We start from the raw sequence: 19,438 nt of genomic DNA, 5'->3' as shown, positions 1-19,438 counted from the left end.
ATGTGGACTTACCTAATTTAACCAAACCATCGCTCAATATTTCCATCCCCTTTTATCATGAAAAAATCAATCTTTATCATTACCCTGCTTCTTTTAGCTTCTGCATTTGCTCATGCTCAGTGGACTAACACCACTCCTGATATCAGCAATACCAATACGGGCAGCGTTACCATCGGATCGACAACCCCAACCACCATTCATGCGTCAGCCCTCCTGTTTCCTTCATCGATTCCTAAATTGGAGATTATAACCGGCACCGGCGGGACTACACCATTTGCCGAACTGATTACTGTTCGCCATCCGGGCGCTACCCCAGATGCTATTTCGCGCCAGTTGGGCATGCTATTTAAACTATCAAGCGAAAGCGCAACAGTCCAATCAGACAAAATGGGTGGCATACTGGTCGAGAGTGCCAACGCCTATGCCAATTCCACTACCATGAGCCTGGTTACGGCTAATATCCGTCGCCTAACTATCGATCAAAGTGGCAAAATAGGCATCGGTACAACCACTCCCTCTTACCCATTTCATTTGTACAACGCTACAGCACGAAGCATCAACAGCGGTTCGTATGCCGACTTTGGTCTTGAGTCGTATAATAACGCATCGTCGCTGGGATCGCGCCTGTACTTCGGACGGGCCCGGGGCACGGCAACAGCCCCTCTCGCAGCGATTAGTGGAGATTATATTGGCTGGCTTGATTTCTATGGGCATGATGGCACCAATTTCCAGCGCTCGGGCCAGCTTGTCCTTATGGCCAATGGCGCTCCATCAAGCGGCATTGTACCGGGGGCATTCCTGTTCAATTTGGCAGGCTCCGACGGCGTCACTTCCGAGCGGATGCGGATCACATCGGCAGGCAATGTCGGAATTGGCACCACAAACCCTACAAGTCGCTTCCAGATTTTCGAATCATCGGACAGTAAACCTGATGGAGTTGTTGCACCAACAAAATCTGTATTTAAACTTATGAGAAGCGGAACTTCTGATTATTCTTATAATGAAAGTGCTGAATTTAGGATAGGACATGGCGGACCAAGCCTATGGGGTAGTAAATTAGATCTGTTTGTGAATGGAGCGAGTAATATAAATGGCGCCCCTGATCAGCAAGTGATGACATGGTTATACAATGGCAACGTGGGAATTGGCACAACAAGCCCCGCTGCTCCTTTACACCTAAGCACCGTGATGACACCGGGCGCTGTTACCGAGGTGCTGCGTTTAGAACTCAGAGGAAATGGTGGAAACGAACTGGCCGGCGAAGGCGCGGCCATAAATTTTTACACACCCGTAACTCCTTCGCCCGATGTTTTGGGGGCACAAATATACACGTTTAGGGAAAGTGCTGTAAATGCTTACACAACTACTTCGTTGCGCTTTGCTACCAATAACTTAGGAACCGTATCAGATAAGCTTGTTATTTCGGGCAGCGGGAATGTGGGCATAGGTACCACAGATAATTCAGCCTGGAACCTCTCCAATTCACTTCATAAGCTAGCTGTTGGCGGTAGCATGATTGCAACCGCAGTAACCGTAAAAACTGTTGCCAACTGGCCCGATTACGTTTTCAAAAAAGATTACACGCTCCCCTCGCTAACCGACGTAAAAACCTACATCGACCAAAACCAGCACCTGCCCGAAATCCCATCGGCACAGCAAATTGAGAAAGATGGCGTTAACCTGGGCGAGATGAATAAGCTGCTACTTAAGAAAGTGGAGGAATTGACTTTGTATTTGATTGAAAGCAATAAGAATTTGATTGAAAGCAATAAGAAACAAACCGAACAGGAGGAAAGAATGAAGAAGATGGAGCAACAACTGGAATTACTGCAAAAGAGAGAAAAGCAATAAATCCGTTCGTTTCTCAATTTATTTTTATAAAGGCAAAAGTATAACCCGTTACCCTTGGCTGGTACACGCGCAATGTTACTAAGTTAAGCGACTATTTGCACCAAAGACCGTAAAGCAATTGGTTTATTTTTTCTTGTGGCCTGCATGCCGGGGTTGATGCCCGCGCATGCTGCGGGTTTCCTCTCCTATACACAACTCGTTTTAAATCAGCTAAGTATAATTTTAAGCCGACATCTTTTCAACTATAACCTTTAAATTTATAGCGTTCGCAGAAGTCATGATTCACAGAAACAAGGCGGGGTTCGTCATTCATTACCTGATTCTCCTTTTTTGCTCCAAAAATCCATTGTAGCCCCCAAAGTTCTGGTTTTTTACCGCGCAACTATAATCGAGTATTAATTTAGATATCAAACTATTTATCTGAATTTCTTTCGCAATTCAACCCAGATGCTTATTTTAGCGTGGCCCAACAACCTTATCCAAATGAATACGCCCGTTAAATCTCCTGTAATCAAAATATTATCCGGCTTCAAAAACCGGGGTATAGCATATTTTCACCGGCAGTACCTGGCCGCCATCGGTCTGCTATCAGCACAAATTGCCCTTTTTATTTTAATGCACTGTTAGTGTGCGCTTACATAATTTAACCAAACCATCACTCAATATTACCATCCCCTTTTAATCATGAAAAAATTAATCTTTGTTACTACCCTGCTTCTTTTAGCTTCTGCATTTGCTCACGCTCAGTGGACTAACACCACTCCTGATATCAGCAATACCAATACGGGCAGTGTTACCATCGGAGCAACAACCCCAACAACTATTAACGCGTCAGCCCTCCTGTTTCCGTCATCGATTCCTAAATTGGAGATTATAACCGGTACCGGGGGGACTACACCATTTGCCGACCTGATTACTATCCGCCGCCCGGGCGTTACCTCTGATGTTATTTCGCGCCAGTTGGGCATGCTATTTAAACTATCAAGCGAAAGCGCAACAGTCCAATCAGACAAAATGGGTGGCATACTGGTCGAGAGTGCCAACGCCTATGCCAATTCCCCTACCATGAGCCTGGTTACGGCCAATACCCGTCGCTTAACTATCGATTACTATGGTAAAATTGGCATCGGTACAGCCGCCCCTACTTACCCATTTCATTTGTACAACACTACAGCACGAAGCACCAATGACGGATCAACTGTCGACTTTGGCTTCGAATCGTTCAACAATTCCGTTCAAGGCTCGCGTTTGTATTTTGGGCGTTCCCGCGGCACAACAGCCTCGCCCCTGGCCATGCAAAACGGAGATTTTATTGGCTTTCTTGATTTTTATGGTCACGATGGTACCACGGCGCTGCGTTCGGGTCAGCTTATTTTTAAGGTAGATGGAGTTCCTGCAAGTGGTATTGTTCCCGGGGCATTTGCATTCAACACCGCTGGCGCTGATGGCGTTAATCTGGAACGGATGCGCATCAATTCGGCCGGTAATGTGGGTATTGGTACTACTAATCCCCTTTATTATAAACTGGATGTAAACGGGACTGCGAATTTTGGAGGTAGCAACAATGTACTGGGCAGAACAGTTATTTTAAAAGGAGTAGGGGGAGCATCTCCTAACGGAGCCGGAGGACTTCTGATACAGACAGCGACGGGAGGATTAGACGTATATGCTACATCTACCGATGATAACCCAGTATGGGATTTCAGAACATTTGTTTCAGAACAATTATCATTTAGCCCGGGCGCTACCGAGCGGATGCGGATCAATGCGGCGGGGAACGTAGGAATTGGCACAACAAGCCCCGCTACACCTTTGCACGTAAGTAAGCCGATGACGCAGGGCGCTGTTACCGAGATGCTGCGTTTAGAACTTAGAGGAAATGGTGGAGATGAACTGGCCGGCGAAGGCGCGGCCATAAATTTTTACACACCCGTAACTCCTTCGCCCGATGTTTTGGGGGCACAAGTATACACGTATAGAGAAAGCGCAGTAAATGTTACTCCAACTACCTCGTTGCGCTTTGCTACCAACAATGCAGGAACTGTATCAGATAAGCTTGTTATTTCGGGTAGCGGAAATGTGGGCATAGGCACCACAGATAACTCGGCCTGGAACCTCTCCAATTCACCTCATAAGCTAGCTGTTGGCGGTAGCATGATTGCAACCGCAGTTACGGTAAAAACTGTTGCCAACTGGCCCGATTATGTTTTCAAAAAAGATTACACGTTGCCTTCATTAACCGATGTAAAAACTTACATCGACCAAAACCAGCACCTGCCCGAAATCCCATCGGCACAGCAAATCGAAAAGGACGGCGTTAACCTGGGCGAAATGAACAAACTACTACTTAAAAAAGTGGAGGAATTGACGCTGTATTTGATTGAGAAGGATAAGCAAGACACAGAAAAAAACGCACTCCTACGATCGCTCCAGGCCCGGGTAAGTGAATTGGAAAAGAATAAATCGAAATAAATTAAAGCCTAAACCAAATAAAAAAATGAAAAAAAATCTATTATCCCTTGCCGTAATGCTTTTCGGTTGCCACTTTTCTTATGCCCAATGGACAACAACACTTGGCGGCCCAACCACTGTTGGTATTGGTAATTATGTTGGCATCGGTACAACCACCCCCGCTTACCCATTTCATATATACAATACTACAACACGAAGCACCAACAGCGGCTCTTACGCCGACTTTGGTATGGATTCCTATAACAATACCGGCTGGCAGGGATCGCGCCAGTATTTCGGACGGGCCCGGGGAACTGCAACCGCCCCTCTCGCAGTGCAAAATGGAGATAATATTGGCTGGCTTGATTTTTATGGCTACGACGGCACCACAGGTCAGCGTTCGGGCCAGCTTGTTCTTATAGCCAATGGCTCCCCATCAAGCGGCATTGTGCCCGGGGCATTCCTGTTCAATTTGGCTGGCTCCGATGGTGTCAATACCGAGCGGATGCGGATCAGTTCGGCAGGGAACGTAGGTATTACCGGGAAATTAGGCGTTAACATTTCAACTCCCGTTTCCACATTTCAGGTCAATAGTGTTTTCAATAAATTTTCGGTTGGCAGCGCCGGCGGCGCCGACCTGAACTATGGCACGGCTTATATTGGTTTCAACGCAGCCCGGATAGGAACCGGTTCGCCCTCATCAAACTGGATTATCGACGGAGACGGATACCATAATGGCGGTGGTGTAATTTATACCGATATTTCTGGAACGGTATACATTGCCCCTATTGCCTCAAATGGAACAACCACACAAACACTTGCCGATGCTGATATCAAAAGCAAAATAGCTTTCAGGGTTAGCGGCACCGGGAATGTGGGCATAAATACCACAGATAACTCAGCCTGGAACCTCTCCAATTCACTTTATAAGCTGGCTGTTGGCGGCAGCATGATTGCTACCGCAGTTACCGTAAAAACTGTTGCCAACTGGCCCGATTATGTTTTCAAAAAAGATTACACGTTGCCCTCGCTAACCGACGTAAAAACTTACATCGACCAAAACCAGCACCTGCCCGAAATCCCATCGGCACAGCAAATTGAGAAAGATGGGATCAACCTGGGCGAAATGAATAAACTATTAATGAAGAAAGTGGAGGAATTGACTTTGTATTTGATTGAAAGCAATAAGAAACAAACCGAACAGGAGGAAAGAATGAAGAAGATGGAGCAACAACTGGAATTACTGACAAAGAGAGAAAAGCAATAAATCCGTTCGTTTCTCAATTTATTTATATAAAGCAAAAGTATAACCCGTTACCCTTGGCTGGTACACGTGCAATGTTACTAAGTTAAGAGGTACTTTGCACCGAAGACCGTAAAGCAATTGGCTTATTTTTTTTCATGCGGCCTGCATGCCGGGAATTAATGCCTGCGCATGCTACGGGCTTTCCTCTGCTATCCCTAATGCGATTTATCATACTGTAAATCAACAAAGTATAATTTTAAGCCTGCATTTTTTTTAACCATCCCCCGAAAATTTATCGTGTCCACAGAAGTCGTAGCTCACAGAAACAAGATGGGGTTCAGCATTCATTAGCTAATTCTCTTTTTTCTTGTTCCAAAAATCCATTGGCAACATCCCCCAGTCCTGGTTTTTAACCGCGCAACTATATTCAAGTATTAATTTAGATATCAAACTATTCATCTGAATTTCTTTCGCAATTCAACCCAGATGCTTATTTTAGCGTGGCCCAACAACCTTATCCAAATGAATACACCCGTTAAATCTCCTGTAATCAAAATATTATCCGGCTTCAAAAACCGGGGCATAGGATATTTTCACCAACAGTACCCGGCCACCATCGCCCTGCTATCAGCACAAAATGCTCTTTTTAATTAATGCACTGTTCATGTGGACTTACCTAATTTAACCAAAATATCACTCAATATTACCATCCCCTTTTTAATCATGAAAAAAATAATCTTCATCATTACCCCACTTCTTTTGGTTTCTGCATTTGCACACGCACAGTGGACTACCAGCGGCAATAATATTTTCAACACTAATACCGGCAGTGTTACCATTGGGTCGGCAGCCCCGTACACCATTCATGCATCATCGGCCCTGTTTCCCTCGGTTACTCCTAAATTGGAGATTACAACAGGTATCGGCGGATCAACGCCGTTTGCCGAATTATTAACTGTTCGTCACCCGGGCGCTACCGCAGATATTATGTCGCGCCAGCTGGGCATCATATTTAAACTATCGAGCGAAAGCGCAGTAAGCGAAACCGACAAAATGGGCGGCCTGCTGTTCGAAAGCGCCAACGCGTACGCAAACGCCCCTACTATGAGCCTGGTTACGGCTAATACCCGCCGCTTAACTATCGATCAAAATGGTAAAATCGGCATCGGTACAACCGCTCCTTCTTACCCATTTCATATACATAACACTTTGACAAGAAGCACCAATAGTGGCTCATATGCTGATTTTGGCTTTGAGTCGTACAACAATACCGACTGGCAGGGCTCCCGCTTATATTTCGGCCGTTCGCGCGGTACATCGGCCGCTCCCCTGGGTTTGCAGAATGGTGACTGGATTGGCTTACTTGATTTTTATGGTAATGACGGCACTACAGCGCAACGCTCGGGCCAGATTATTGTACAGGTTGATGGAACTCCGGTAAGTGGAATTGTTCCAGGGGCATTACGGTTCACCACCGCAGGTGCCGATGGTGTAAATAGGGAGCGGATGAGGGTCAGTTCGGGCGGTAACGTAGGCATAGCTACTTCTGCTCCTATTTCCACGTTTCAGGTCAATAACGGCGCTTATAAGCTTTCGATTGGCAATGCCTCCGGTGTCGATCTGAATTATGGCACATCGTACATTGGCTTTAATGCTGCGCGTATAGGGAGCAGTTCACCTTCAAACTGGACGATTGAAGGAGACGGGGCCCATAACGGCAGCGGGGTAATTTTTGGCGATGTATTTGGAACAGTATCCATTGCACCTATTGCTTCAAACGGAGCAGGCACACAAACACTTACCGATGTTGATATTAAAAGCAAAGTAGCATTGAGGATTAGCGGAACCGGAAATGTGGGTATAGGTACAAATGACAATTCGGCCTGGACACCTGCAACAAACCTTCATATTGTCGGTACTGGCACTAATACCGACGCCGATAACGCGCACCTCATGAATGGTGGCGGGTTAATCATTCAAGCGAATACAGGTGCCCGGTCGGCCACTAGCGGCGCACAATTGGAATTTGCAATCCCAGCAAATACCGACGGAACCAACATATGGGGACAAGGAAGAATTATCACCGTAGCCGGTACAGCCACCGGTTCTAACGCTACCGGAAAAATGATTATTGGTACCAGGAGGTCGTTTAACAAAATGGGTACTGGCAATCAATGGTATTATGGCAATGACCTGGTTATTGACGGAACCGGAAATATAGGAATTGGTACAACAACACCAAATGATATGCTGGATGTAAAAGGGTTCTCTATTTTTGGCGCCTCGGTCGAAAAAATATCAGTAGGAAGCGGTTCTTTGGGTTTTAACAGAAAAGTTGCCACAGGAGTAATATACGACAATACCAGGTTTGGCTATCAGTTTCAACATACGGGGAGTACAACCGCTGGTTCAGATTATTTAGCTTTACAGGTTTATAATCCGGGTGGTGCCGGCATGAATTCAACTTCACTGGTGATTAATGGGTCATCGCAGGTAGGGGTTAACACATCTTACATACCCACGGGTTATCAGTTTGCCGTCAATGGTAGTGCTATAGCAACATCAATCACAGTGCAGTTGAGAAGTTCGTGGCCCGATTACGTTTTCAAAAAAGACTACACCCTGCCTTCGTTAACCGATGTAAAAACTTACATCGACCAAAACGAGCACCTGCCCGAAATCCCATCGGCACAGCAAATCAAAAAGGACGGCGTTAACCTTGGCGAAATGAATACGCTGTTGCTAAAAAAGGTGGAAGAGCTGACGCTGTATTTGATTGAGAAAGACAAGGAGGTAAAGCAACTGCAACAAGATGTTGAGGCATTAAAAAAACAAAAAAAATAATAGAACGCCAAAATAAAGTCAACCAGGACGCACGGGGGCATTTCGCGGGGACCTTCGCCGGTAAACATGTAAATAATAAATTTTCAACTCTTTTTGCTGCCGCAAGGTCCAGCCTTGTAGCCTGTTGATAGGTAAACGCCATGCTAAGTAATAAATACGCAACACCCGGATGTTAATCGCATCCGGGGTGTTGCGTATATCCCCCCTGCCCGCGTTAAGGATTTTTAAATATGGCTTCGCTGTTTAATAAATAAGCTCCGTTTGCTACTACCACATCGCCATTGTTTAGGCCGGAAAGTATGGGCACGTATTGCGGGTTGCCGGGGCCTACGGTAACTTTCCTGGGCGAAAAACTGCCGTCGGTGTTTTTTACCCATACCTTGCTGCCTTTGCCATCGGTTAAAACGGCCGATGCAGGTACTGCCAGCGATTGATTATTGCCTGTAGCCGCGCTTACATAAGCCAGCATGCCCGGCCTTAATAAGCCTTTGGGGTTTGGCACGCTGATGCGTACCAGGTCTATTCTGGAGGCATCTGAAATTTCGGGATTGATAAATGCTATTTTGCCGTCGATGGTTTGCCCGCCCAGGTCGGGGAATGATAGGGTTACCCGGTCGTTTACTTTATAGCTGCCGCTTTCACCTGCGTACAATTGGGCCTCCACCCACAAATTATTCAGCGATTGGGTTTTTAAAATGGTCATGCCTTCGGTAATATAGTCGCCCTCGTGTACCCCTATTTCGCTAACCGTTCCGCTTACATTGCTTAGTATAGTGGTTGTGGCCGCGGCTTTGCCTGAAGCCGCCAGGTTGTTGATCTGTGTTTGCGACAATCCCCATAACCGCAGCCTGCTTTCGGCCGAGGCAATCAGTTGTTTATAATCAACATCGGGGTTGTGCAGCAGCTTTTGTTGCTGCCGGGCCAGCAGGTATTCTTTTTCGGCCTCCTGCAAATCCTCGCTATAAAGGGTATAAACGGGCTGGCCTTTGGTTACCTGGTCACCAATGGCGCGTACAAAAAGCTGCTGTACCCGGCCGGCTGTCCTGGCGCTAAGTTCCCGGGCGGCGGTTTCGTCGGTAGTAACGGTACCCGTAAGCATTTTTTGGGCATCGGTATTTTTTGCGCCGATGGTATCTGTTTGTATGGCTGCTAACTGCTGTTGCGTAGCGGTTAGCGTTATGCTTATATGAGCGGCATTGGCGGCCGCGGCGGTAAGTTCAGCCTTAATCAGTTTCATGCCGCAAATGGGGCAATTACCGGGATGCTCCTCATGCACCTGCGGATGCATGGAGCAGGTGTAGTATGCTTTGGGCAGCACCGCTGTTTTCGCATCCGGCACCTGCGGCTTTTGCTTACAGGCGGCAATCAGGCAAACCGCCAACAGCAAAAAAAATGAATATCTTAAAAACTGGTTACTGTTCATGGCCTTGTACTTTAATAAAGCTTTCGCTATCGGTTAAATATTGCGCGTTGGAGGCCAGGCTATCGGTAAATACCAGCCCTTTGGTAACCTGGATGTAGTTGCCGTTTACCGGGCCTGTACTAACCTGGCTGGCCTGGTACACCGCCCCCTTTTTTTGCCATACCACCTGTGTTTGCCCAAGGTTAATAACCGCCTCCCTGGGTATCCATAAGCCGTCGACCCTGCCGGTTTGTATTTTTGCTTTTACCAGGCTGTTTACTTTAAGGCTATGATCCATATTATCCACATAAACCCGGATACTGGTGGTTTTATCGCCCTGCTGCAGGGTTGGCTCGATAAAATTCACTTTACCGCTGATGGTTTTACCGGGCATATCGGGCAGCCGCAACTCAACCGGCTGGTTTAATTTTAAAGCCGAAACTGATGACCGGTCTATTTTAACAATAGCCCACAGCCTGTGCGGGTTAACAACATTAAACAAGGTTTGCCCTTTGGTTACATACATGCCCTCTTTAACAGTTAGGGGCTGGTTAGCCGTAATATCATTTGGCATTTCGGTAGCGGGTGCTCCTGCCATCTGGCTATGCTGCGTGTCATGCACGTGGCCGGTATAAGGGCTGTACACGGGCAGGCTGTAAAAGGCTTTGCCGGTTTTAGCTACCTGGTTTACCTGTGCCATGGTCATGCCCAGCAGCAAGAGCTTTTGGCGGGCGGCGTTTACCAGTTCGGGCTCGGGCGCCGGGTTGCGGGTAAGGTATACCAGGTCTTGCTGGGCGGTAACCATATCCGGGCTATAAATATCAAAAATGCGCTCCCCGGCATGAATTTCCTGGAAGGCATATTTGATATACAATTTTTCTATCCGCCCCGAAAACCGGGATGCTATGTTGTTAAACGTACGGGTATCAAAATCAAGGTAACCATCGACATAAATTTCGGTGGCGATGGATTTTTGAACAGGCGTAATGGCAGTTACCGACGAAACAACGCTACTGTTAACCGGCTGTAAAACCGTGCCGAGGCTGATACCAGCCTCCTCACTGGCCTGGCCTGTTTTTTTCACCAGGGTCATGCCGCAAATGGGGCAACTGCCGGGATGATCCTCCATAATTTGGGGGTGCATGGGGCAGGTATATTTCACATCACTTTTGGCCTGGGTTTGTGCAGCTGGGGCCGGTTTTGGGTTGCCGCAGGCGCTCAATAGCATATATTCAACCAACAGCAGCACCGCAAAGATTTTATTTAGTGTTTTCATACTCCCTTTCATAAGCTACCTGTAATGTTAAAAGTTCCTGTAACCGGTCAAGGGCTGCCATGCGGGCTGCTTGCATGCTTTTTATGCCATCCAGTACGGTGGGCAGGTCGCCGGTATTTTGATCGTATGCCTGCAAAGCGGTTTTATAAGCGTTTTGCAGCGCGGGGATAATATGCTGGTTATAGTTGTTCAGCTGCCGCTTTTTGCTACCGATGTCGGTTCTTAAACCGGCTAACTGCCCCTGGGCCTGGTTAAGCAGATCGGTTTTTTTTTGTTGCAATGCTGCCACCTCATATCGGATGCCCTTCAGGTTGGCCTTATATTCCTTAGACGCCCAGGGCACAATGGGTATGGTAACTGATGCCATCAGCACGTATTGGTTGGCATACCCGCCATAGCTTTGCATATGTGCCGCCTGGATGCCGAAATCGGGCTTACGCTTGTTGTATTCAACCTGTGCGTTCAATTGCTGTAGTTCAATACTGCGGCTGATCCCTTTAATATCGCTGCGCTGCGCGGCCAGTGCAGCCGTATCAACTATGGCACCCTCATATTCCTGGTACATAACATTTGTATCTACGGTAAAAGCGGTTTGGCGGTCCCGGTCCATCAGGGTGTTCAGCATAATGTTACGCTGATTTATGTCGTTATTCAATTGTTCGCGGGTGTTATCCAGTTCAAACAGTTCGGCTTTGGCTTTGTAAATATTGGGCAGCTTTTCTTTACCATAGGAGAGCCGGATATTGGCATCCTTTAGCATGTATTGCAGCAGGCCTTCTGTATTTTGAAGCAAGACCAGTTTTTTTTCGAGCACCACCCGCTCATAATAATATTGCCTGGCCTGGGCCAGCAGCTGGTTTTTTATATAGCCTTTATCAGCCGCGGTTATTTTTGACATCCCCTGCATATAAGCCTCCTTTGCTTTCAGTTTGGCGGGGTTGGTAAACATTTGCTCGGCCTGTATCATCAGGGCCCCTCCATTGGGGTTTAGCCGGTATGGTGTTTGGTATTGCCCGGCGCTAATTTTTGGCGCGTCCAGGTTTCTGGCGCCCGTGGCGTAGGCATCCTGCGCGCTTATCGTGGCATCATATGCCAGCAAGGCCGGGTTGGCATTTATTTTGGCCAAAACACTATCCAGCGGCAAGTGCTCCTGCGCCTGCGCGGTTGCACAGGTAAGGCAGATGAGCAGGATATATATAATTTGATACTTCGTTTTCATAATTTATTCCTTTACATCCAATACTTCCAGCCTGCCATATTTTTTCAGCTCATACTCTTTCACCATCAAAAAAATGAGGGGTGTAACCAGCAAAATATGGGTAGAAGATGTTAATACGCCTCCTATCATAGGCAATACAATGGGCAGCATCACATCGCTGCCGGTGCCGGTTGCCCACAACACGGGCACCAGGCCAAATAAGGCAACACAAACGGTCATGAGCTTTGGCCGCAGCCGTTTTACCGCCCCGTTCATTACGTATTCGCGCAGATCGTTTTTGCTGATGTTTTCTTTTGAATTCCCTTTTAAGGCAACCAGCTGCTGCATGGCATCATTAAGGTATATCACCATTACAATCCCCGTTTCTACAGCGATACCAAACAAAGCGATAAAGCCAACAGCTACCGCTACTGATAAATGCACCCCGAAAAAGTATACCATGTAAGCCCCGCCTATTAAGGCGAAGGGAATACTGATCAGGCTGAAAAATGCCTCGCGGATGGAATGAAACGCAAAATACAGGCAGGCAAATATGATAATGAGCACAACCGGAAGAATCAGTTTTAAAGTACGCTCTGCCCGGATCAGGTTCTCATACTGGCCGCTCCATTCAATAAAATAGCCTTTAGGCAATAATTTAACCATCGCGTTTAACCTGGCCTGCGCTTCCTGAACGGTGCTGCCCAGGTCGCGGTCGCGCACGTTAAACAGGACTGAGCCGCGCAGCAGCGCATTTTCCGACTGGATCATGGCCGGACCATCGCTAATGTTAATATCCGCCACAGATGATAGCGGCACGGGACCAAAGGATGGTGTTTGTACCAGCGTGCGCTTAATATCCTCCAAATTACTCCGGTAATCCTGCGCCAGGCGAAGGTTTACGCTAAAGCGCCTGCGCCCTTCAATAGTTTGGGTAAGGTTCATGCCGCCCAGGGCGCTCTCTACCACTTCATTTACGTCATCAACGCTTAACCCATAGCGGCCTATGGCATCTTTGTTCACCCGGATATCCAGGTATTTGCCGCCCGTTATCGGGTCAACATATAAATCTTTTACCCCGCTTATGCCCTGCAAAGCCTGCTTCATTTGGTTGGATAAAGCATAAATGGTATCCAGGTTTTGCCCGTACACCTTTAGGCCCACATCGGTACGGATACCTGTAGAGAGCATATTGATGCGGTTAATAATAGGCTGTGTCCAGCCGTTTACCACGCCGGGAATTTGTAGTTTGGCGTTTAGCTCATTGATGATATCTTCCTTTTTAATTCCCTTGCGCCATTCGCTGCTGGGTTTTAACAGGATAATAGTTTCAACCATGCTGATGGGCGAATTATCGGTAGCCGTATTGGCCCGGCCGGCCTTGCCCAGCACATTTTTTACTTCGGGAATGCTTTTAATGATCCTGTCCTGAACCTGCAAAAGTTGCTTGGCTTCGGCGTTGGAGATATCGGGCAGGGTAACCGGCATAAACAGGATGGTACCTTCATCCAGCGGCGGCATAAATTCGCTGCCCAGGCTCAATAAAAGGGGGATGCTTACCAGCAAGGCAATTATATTAATGCCGATAGTAGTTTTACGCCAGGTTACACACCAGCTGAGTATTGGCCGGTATATTTTTTCTAACCCACGGTTTATGGGGTTATGGTCATCTGTTCTTAACTTCCCTTTCAGGAAAAACGAGATGAGTACAGGTGCCAGTGTTACCGCTAATATGGCATCAATGGCCAGGATAAAGGTTTTTGTCCAGGCCAGCGGGCCAAACAGCTTCCCCTCCTGCCCTTCCAATAAAAATACGGGCAAAAACGAAGCAACAATTATGAGGGTAGAGAAAAAAACACCGCGCCCCACCTGTTTACAGGATGCTTCTATGATCTTTATTCTTTCGGCTGTGGTCATGATTGCTCTTTTTGCTGTGCGATGGATAAATTGCGGTGCGAGTTTTCGACCATTACGATACCATTATCTACAATAACACCGATAGCCAACGCTATACCAGTTAAGGACATGATGTTGGAGGAGATCCCAAAGGCGTTGAGCAGTATAAAGCTGGCCGCTATAGTTATCGGGATTTGGATAATGATGCTCAAAGCACTGCGCCAGCTAAACAGGAACAGTATAACGATAATGGATACCGTAATCATTTCCTCAATCAGCGTATGCTTAACCGACTTAACGGCGCTTTCTATCAGTTCGCTCCGGTCATAGGCTATTTTAAACTTTACGCCCGGCGGCAGGCCTTTCTGAATATCGGCCATTTTATCCTTAACCGCGTGGATCACTTTATCGGCATTCTCGCCATAACGCATCACCACAATACCGCCAACCGCTTCGCCCTGGCCATCCTGGTCAAAAATGCCCAGTCGTTCGTCGCCACCCATTTGTACGGTAGCAATATCTTTTACCCGTACGGGGATGGTTTTAATAACGCCAACGGCTATGTTCTCCACATCCGCCAATGATTTAATATAGCCCAGCCCGCGTACAATATAGCCGGTGCCGTTCAATTCAAACTTGCGGCCGCCTACATCATTGTTATTGCTTTTAACCGCTTTAAGTACCTGCGATAAGGAAATATTATAATAGTTGAGTTTATGCGGATCGATGCTGATCTGGTATTGTTTTTCGAAACCACCGAAGGACGCTACCTCGCTTACGCCAGGCACGGTTTGCAGCCCCAATTTTACATACCAATCCTGCAGGGCGCGCTGTTCGCCCAGGTCGATGCCTTTGGCGTCAAGCGTGTACCATAATACGTGGCCAACGCCCGTACCATCTGGGCCCAGGGTGGGTGTAATACCTTGCGGCAGTAAACGCTGGGCGTAATTCAGGCGTTCCAGCACCCGGCTGCGCGCCCAGTATACATCGGCTTTATCATCAAAAACAATATAAACAAAGCTCATCCCGAACATGGACGTTGCCCTGATGGCTTTAACCTTCGGGATCCCCTGCAGGTTGCTCACCAGCGGATAAGTTACCTGGTCTTCCATAATTTGCGGACTGCGGCCCTGCCACTCGGTAAACACGATGACCTGGTTATCTGACAGATCGGGTATGGCATCAATGGGGTTTTCGTTTACCGCGTAGGCGCCCCAGGCAAAAAGGGCAAGCGCAATAAACAAAACGATATACCTGTTTTTTAACGACAGGCTAATAAGTTGATTAATCATCTTAATGGTTTTGATAAGCCCAGCCGCGGGTTGGCGGCCAGGCTTAAATGAATTACATTTTCATGGCTGCCGGTTTCTTTTTAGCAGGTGATTTTTTTACCAGGGCCATGCCACATTTTGGGCATTTGCCGGGTTTATCGCTTAATACCTCGGGGTGCATGGTACAGGTGTACTGCACTTTTGCCGGCTTGGCCTTTTTGGTGGTATCGGCGCTCATTTTACCGTTTGGTACATTGGCTGCAAAAACAGTTGCCGCAGAAAACAGGATGGCTACCGCCATCAGCATTACTTTTTTCATGGATCAAAAAAATTGAAAAGTGGATAAATAACACAGGCAAAACCTGCGCGTTGATTATAAATTAAGATGATGTATTTTAATTTAAAGGTTAGCCCCGTTACACATGGTAAGGACTAAAAAGAGAGAGGGAACAGGATCAGATCCTGTAAATGCAATTACGGGTATATATCGGTATAGCAGTGCTCCCCGGCGGGGCATTAGCCTGATAAGCGATAGCGGATGGTAATTCTTTAACGGTAATGACTGCTATCCAGTGGTTAATGGCAGGCAACAACACCGGCGATAAAACCTGCAACGTAAATAACGAGGCGTTTACGTGGGTATCCTTAATTTTAAAGCTTTGCTTTTCGTTTTTGCAACAACCGTCATCGGCTTTTTTATGGGCCTGGCTGTCATCGGCGCCATAAATGAGGGTAACGGCTGCCAACTTACCACAGCAATAAAAACGGTTAACCCCGATACCCACGCAGGATAACAGGTAAATAGCCGCGATTAAAATGAGTGCTGTGCGTTTCACAAATCTAAGGTATAAAATAATTGAGATATTAGCGATGAAGAGTTTAATATGACTATTAGTTAATATATATAATTGCGTTCACCGAATCATCGTAGATTTATATGGTATTGTAACTATGCTTGACTTTGTAATCGATTATAGTTGTAATAAATAATCCGAAAACACAAGGTGGACTTACAACGCCTTGGATAGATATTTAAAACTGTTACCATAAATAATAAGCGAGTATATGATCAGGAAAATTCACTTTCCAATTTTGTTTGTAATTGAACTTGTTGCGATATATTTTCTATCAGCACCAATGATCGAGAAGCCCGATCATTCACTAAATGTAATGGGAAGCAGGCTGCAATTAGCGTGCTTTATATTTATTGTCACTGTTTTAATTTTTGTGAGTGAAAAATACAGGAAACCAACAACAATCGGGCTGATGTTTTTATATATTGTATTTTTAATTGTGGTAGGGAGGTTAAATGTACTGTAGGGTTTGCGGTAACAGCGGAATTTTAAATAAAACGTGCGTGGCATTATTTTTCCTGTTAACATTCACTGTTATCGGTTGCAGAAATAAGGTTGACAACATCGTACCGCTAAATATCGTTCTTAAACATTACACCATGGCGGCAACAGAGAAAAATTGCACAATGGTAGTCTTGCTTAAAGCCTACCCTGTAAAAGACCGGGAGCAAAAAAAAGGATTTGCAAATCTTTATATCTGTGAGAAGCAAGACAGTAAAGAGTTGATTTTTATTTTTGAAACGGACAAAACAGCGCCTGGATATTTGGCTGATCCTGATATAAAAAACGAGGGGTTTTGTATATATTCCCAGGATGTTAATTTTCAACCTCCATCCAATGTAAGTGTAGATGTACCAAAAGGCTTCTCGATACCTAATGGATCAGCATACCTATTTGCAAGCCTCTACAGGCGTTTGGATTAGTAATAGCTGATCTGAGCGTCGCTGGTATGTGCGACCGATGTTTAGTTTGAAAGTTTTTTCTTTTAAGTAGGGCTATTATAAAGTGACTAAATATGGAACTTTTATTAGAAGACATAACGATTTTTACTATTACAGGCAGAAGACACCTTTATAAGTTAGGTGATATGGCTTATGGCCAGTGGCTTATATATCATGATGACTTACCGGTGTATTACTTTGATATTTTTGACGGAATATATAAAGATATTGACGAAGCTATTCAAAAAGACCCTTGTAAATATTTAAGAGAGAAGTTTCAAAGAGATAAAAAACAGCTTTCTTTAAGCCCCAATATAAAGGGAATTTGGTCGGCACGGGTAGCCAATAAATTGTTCGATATAGAAAAACTTCCTATCAACTTTTTTACTGACTCTTGAAGGTTATCAGAACAACCGGAAATTATGGAGAAAAACATCAAGGATACACACGCACGTGTGCACCAGTGGAGACCAAATTAATTAGACCATGGAACAGTATTTTATTTCGCACGGCACCCCAGTATCGGCTGCAGAAATTGAACATTTTATTCAAGAAAATGGTTTAGTTCTGCCTAAAGAATATAAAGACTTCATTAAGAAAGTCAATGGAGGTAAGACAGAGAAGGTTTCTTTCGAATTGGCAAATTTCGATTCGGAAAAAAAACAACTTGACCGTTACATCGATATCGAGGTATTTTTTTCCTTAACGGAGCTAAATAAAGTTTGGAATTATGTGAAAGACGAACTAAACGAGTATGGTCTTTTCCCAATTGCCGATGTTAAAGGAGGCATGATAATTTGTTGTAAACAACAGAGCGCCGATTTAGCTAAGATATATTTTTACGAAACAATTTCTGGAGCAACGAAACTTACCGAATCACTGCAGTTTTTCTTTGAATTATTAATTTCAGAAAGTGAAGTGGATTATAAAAAGTATGGCATGGACTATTGATAATCAAATTGTAAACTTTAATGGCTTAATTCTCCTAGCTGCCGCAAGGGCTTTTCGCTGTCGCCCCATGGTTAATTGGGATGGCCCTCTGACTGAAGGTCAAGGAATACTAAGTAATAAATATGCAACACCCGGATATCGCAATAAATTAACATATGGAAATAGCGAAACTCATCAATCAAATTATTCCGCCGTCAAATCGGGAGCATAGGGAAGGCTTTACGAACAGGCATATAATTGATCAGTTAAATGATTCTGAACGACAGATTGTAGAATCCTTGTTAATCGAAAAATTACTTGGCAACGATGAAAAAAAATTAGTCGACATATTAATAGTTGAAACATTGGCCTATATGAAATCAACTAAATCCCTGCCTGTATTGAATAATCTATTAATAACCAATTCTGATAATTTCGTCAAATTGATAATTGCAACTTCAATTTTTAAAATCAGTTTAGATTACGCAATGATCGATATAGCCATTGATCTATTTTTAACATTTAACGATAAGTTTCAAAAGATACCGGCATTTGTCTACTTAAAAAATTTCAATAATACCAGGACAGATGCTTTGATTCAAAAACATATCAACGACCCTGATTATTTAATCTCTTATAATGCAAAGAGACATTTAGGATTAGATAGGTAATTAACACAACAGCAGGACGTTGGTTTTATAATTGGTAATATAAATCTCGGATACCCGAAGCATTTTAAGCCTGCATTTTGTGCGTTTTCCAAGAGTTTTGGGTACCAAAGTGTGTGTACCGGTACGGGATGGTACACCCTGACACGGGGTGGCACACAACTGATGGTTAATATTTTTAAGTAAAACAAAACATTCTGAATTGTTACCCGCAGGTTAGTAGCAAATCCGCTGCCCGACATTTGAACAGGCAATTGGTATAACCCTACGCTGCCACAAGGGTTTCCCCAATGCTATTAAGTTAAGCTATTCAACCCCGTAGGGGTATAACATTTGTAGAAAAAATAGAAAAATAATGCTCCGTGCCGTATTCTAGGTTTACCATATTTCCAAATTTAATTTAAAATAAGCTTTTTAAGCTGATCTCTTATAGTTATCCACATACATTTCACCTCTTTTTACCAGAGAGAACATACGTAATATCAGCTTGAATTTTACATTATTCAGCACCAGTGAATAGTTTTTGCTTTGAAGTTTACGCTTTGCATAGGCGCTTATTTCCAGATCATGTGTGATGGCCGTTTTGGCTGCTTGCCGTTTTGGCTGCTTG

16 protein-coding genes and 1 pseudogene are annotated in these 19,438 nt (G+C 45.2%); 9 read left to right on the top strand and 8 right to left on the bottom strand.

Annotated features, from left to right (window positions below; genetic code table 11):
- Positions 1 to 57: 57 nt before the first annotated feature.
- From AC1DXF_RS26885 to AC1DXF_RS26865, 5 genes are all read left to right on the top strand, one after another.
- Positions 58 to 1,851, top strand: coding sequence for a hypothetical protein (locus AC1DXF_RS26885; protein ID WP_477451777.1), 1,794 nt, complete (start codon positions 58 to 60; stop codon positions 1,849 to 1,851).
- Positions 1,852 to 2,535: 684 nt separating this feature from the next.
- Positions 2,536 to 4,323, top strand: coding sequence for a hypothetical protein (locus tag AC1DXF_RS26880; protein WP_477451776.1), 1,788 nt, complete (start codon positions 2,536 to 2,538; stop codon positions 4,321 to 4,323).
- Between the two features lie 25 nt (positions 4,324 to 4,348).
- Positions 4,349 to 5,569, top strand: coding sequence for a hypothetical protein (locus AC1DXF_RS26875; protein WP_477451775.1), 1,221 nt, complete (start codon positions 4,349 to 4,351; stop codon positions 5,567 to 5,569).
- Between the two features lie 501 nt (positions 5,570 to 6,070).
- Positions 6,071 to 6,202 carry a hypothetical protein gene (locus tag AC1DXF_RS26870; RefSeq protein WP_477451774.1) on the top strand — a complete coding sequence of 44 codons (132 nt, stop codon included), beginning with the start codon at positions 6,071 to 6,073 and terminating at the stop codon, positions 6,200 to 6,202.
- A gap of 69 nt (positions 6,203 to 6,271) precedes the next feature.
- Positions 6,272 to 8,392 carry an autotransporter outer membrane beta-barrel domain-containing protein gene (locus AC1DXF_RS26865; RefSeq protein WP_477451773.1) on the top strand — a complete coding sequence of 707 codons (2,121 nt, stop codon included), beginning with the start codon at positions 6,272 to 6,274 and terminating at the stop codon, positions 8,390 to 8,392.
- A 214-nt stretch (positions 8,393 to 8,606) separates the two neighbouring features.
- Here AC1DXF_RS26865 and AC1DXF_RS26860 read toward each other — a convergent pair whose 3' ends face one another.
- The 7 genes from AC1DXF_RS26860 to AC1DXF_RS26830 form a co-directional block, all read right to left on the bottom strand.
- Positions 8,607 to 9,815 (bottom strand): efflux RND transporter periplasmic adaptor subunit, encoded by a 1,209-nt coding sequence (locus AC1DXF_RS26860; RefSeq protein ID WP_477451772.1) that lies wholly within the window; start codon positions 9,813 to 9,815, stop codon positions 8,607 to 8,609.
- Positions 9,805 to 11,070: a heavy metal-binding domain-containing protein gene (locus AC1DXF_RS26855; protein ID WP_477451771.1), complete on the bottom strand. Its 1,266-nt coding sequence runs from the start codon at positions 11,068 to 11,070 to the stop codon at positions 9,805 to 9,807. The genes AC1DXF_RS26860 and AC1DXF_RS26855 overlap by 11 nt, the downstream gene beginning before the upstream one ends.
- Positions 11,054 to 12,289, bottom strand: coding sequence for a TolC family protein (locus AC1DXF_RS26850; RefSeq protein ID WP_477451770.1), 1,236 nt, complete (start codon positions 12,287 to 12,289; stop codon positions 11,054 to 11,056). The genes AC1DXF_RS26855 and AC1DXF_RS26850 overlap by 17 nt, the downstream gene beginning before the upstream one ends.
- Positions 12,290 to 12,292: 3 nt before the next feature.
- The gene (locus tag AC1DXF_RS26845) at positions 12,293 to 14,185 is read right to left on the bottom strand and encodes an efflux RND transporter permease subunit (RefSeq protein ID WP_477451769.1); all 1,893 of its coding nucleotides are present in this window, start codon (positions 14,183 to 14,185) and stop codon (positions 12,293 to 12,295) included.
- Complete coding sequence (locus tag AC1DXF_RS26840) at positions 14,182 to 15,456, bottom strand: efflux RND transporter permease subunit (protein ID WP_477451768.1); 1,275 nt, start codon at positions 15,454 to 15,456, stop codon at positions 14,182 to 14,184. The genes AC1DXF_RS26845 and AC1DXF_RS26840 overlap by 4 nt, the downstream gene beginning before the upstream one ends.
- A gap of 52 nt (positions 15,457 to 15,508) precedes the next feature.
- Positions 15,509 to 15,754 carry a heavy metal-binding domain-containing protein gene (locus AC1DXF_RS26835; RefSeq protein ID WP_439696620.1) on the bottom strand — a complete coding sequence of 82 codons (246 nt, stop codon included), beginning with the start codon at positions 15,752 to 15,754 and terminating at the stop codon, positions 15,509 to 15,511.
- A 136-nt stretch (positions 15,755 to 15,890) separates the two neighbouring features.
- The gene (locus AC1DXF_RS26830) at positions 15,891 to 16,271 is read right to left on the bottom strand and encodes an HYC_CC_PP family protein (RefSeq protein ID WP_477451767.1); all 381 of its coding nucleotides are present in this window, start codon (positions 16,269 to 16,271) and stop codon (positions 15,891 to 15,893) included.
- Between the two features lie 521 nt (positions 16,272 to 16,792).
- Between AC1DXF_RS26830 and AC1DXF_RS26825 the strand changes: the two genes are divergently transcribed.
- The 4 genes from AC1DXF_RS26825 (at position 16,793) to AC1DXF_RS26810 (ending at position 18,831) form a co-directional block, all read left to right on the top strand.
- Positions 16,793 to 17,212, top strand: coding sequence for a hypothetical protein (locus AC1DXF_RS26825; protein WP_477451766.1), 420 nt, complete (start codon positions 16,793 to 16,795; stop codon positions 17,210 to 17,212).
- 92 nt (positions 17,213 to 17,304) lie between these two features.
- A complete protein-coding gene (locus AC1DXF_RS26820) occupies positions 17,305 to 17,628 on the top strand; it encodes a hypothetical protein (RefSeq protein WP_477451765.1) in 324 nt (107 codons plus the stop codon).
- A gap of 88 nt (positions 17,629 to 17,716) precedes the next feature.
- A complete protein-coding gene (locus AC1DXF_RS26815) occupies positions 17,717 to 18,181 on the top strand; it encodes an SMI1/KNR4 family protein (protein ID WP_477451764.1) in 465 nt (154 codons plus the stop codon).
- A 155-nt stretch (positions 18,182 to 18,336) separates the two neighbouring features.
- The gene (locus tag AC1DXF_RS26810; protein WP_477451763.1) at positions 18,337 to 18,831 is read left to right on the top strand and encodes a hypothetical protein; all 495 of its coding nucleotides are present in this window, start codon (positions 18,337 to 18,339) and stop codon (positions 18,829 to 18,831) included.
- A gap of 411 nt (positions 18,832 to 19,242) precedes the next feature.
- Here AC1DXF_RS26810 and AC1DXF_RS26805 read toward each other — a convergent pair.
- Positions 19,243 to 19,438 (bottom strand): annotated as a pseudogene (locus AC1DXF_RS26805) (IS110 family transposase); the annotation flags it as partial.

Source organism: Mucilaginibacter sp. P2_A5, from assembly GCF_056404995.1.
Note: the sequence above shows the minus strand (reverse complement) of the source record. Positions and strands in the feature narration are given on the sequence as shown.

Bases quoted from the DNA above. Each gene is read 5' to 3' on its own strand.
- AC1DXF_RS26880 (WP_477451776.1), top strand. From the start codon at position 2,536: ATGAAAAAATTAATCTTTGTTACTACCCTGCTTCTTTTAGCTTCTGCA.
- AC1DXF_RS26885 (WP_477451777.1), top strand. From the start codon at position 58: ATGAAAAAATCAATCTTTATCATTACCCTGCTTCTTTTAGCTTCTGCA.
- AC1DXF_RS26845 (WP_477451769.1), bottom strand. From the start codon at position 14,185: ATGACCACAGCCGAAAGAATAAAGATCATAGAAGCATCCTGTAAACAG.
- AC1DXF_RS26865 (WP_477451773.1), top strand. From the start codon at position 6,272: ATGAAAAAAATAATCTTCATCATTACCCCACTTCTTTTGGTTTCTGCA.
- AC1DXF_RS26860 (WP_477451772.1), bottom strand. From the start codon at position 9,815: ATGAACAGTAACCAGTTTTTAAGATATTCATTTTTTTTGCTGTTGGCG.
- AC1DXF_RS26850 (WP_477451770.1), bottom strand. From the start codon at position 12,289: ATGAAAACGAAGTATCAAATTATATATATCCTGCTCATCTGCCTTACC.
- AC1DXF_RS26815 (WP_477451764.1), top strand. From the start codon at position 17,717: ATGGAACAGTATTTTATTTCGCACGGCACCCCAGTATCGGCTGCAGAA.
- AC1DXF_RS26840 (WP_477451768.1), bottom strand. From the start codon at position 15,456: ATGATTAATCAACTTATTAGCCTGTCGTTAAAAAACAGGTATATCGTT.
- AC1DXF_RS26820 (WP_477451765.1), top strand. From the start codon at position 17,305: ATGGAACTTTTATTAGAAGACATAACGATTTTTACTATTACAGGCAGA.
- AC1DXF_RS26855 (WP_477451771.1), bottom strand. From the start codon at position 11,070: ATGAAAACACTAAATAAAATCTTTGCGGTGCTGCTGTTGGTTGAATAT.
- AC1DXF_RS26875 (WP_477451775.1), top strand. From the start codon at position 4,349: ATGAAAAAAAATCTATTATCCCTTGCCGTAATGCTTTTCGGTTGCCAC.
- AC1DXF_RS26810 (WP_477451763.1), top strand. From the start codon at position 18,337: ATGGAAATAGCGAAACTCATCAATCAAATTATTCCGCCGTCAAATCGG.
- AC1DXF_RS26835 (WP_439696620.1), bottom strand. From the start codon at position 15,754: ATGAAAAAAGTAATGCTGATGGCGGTAGCCATCCTGTTTTCTGCGGCA.
- AC1DXF_RS26870 (WP_477451774.1), top strand. From the start codon at position 6,071: ATGAATACACCCGTTAAATCTCCTGTAATCAAAATATTATCCGGCTTC.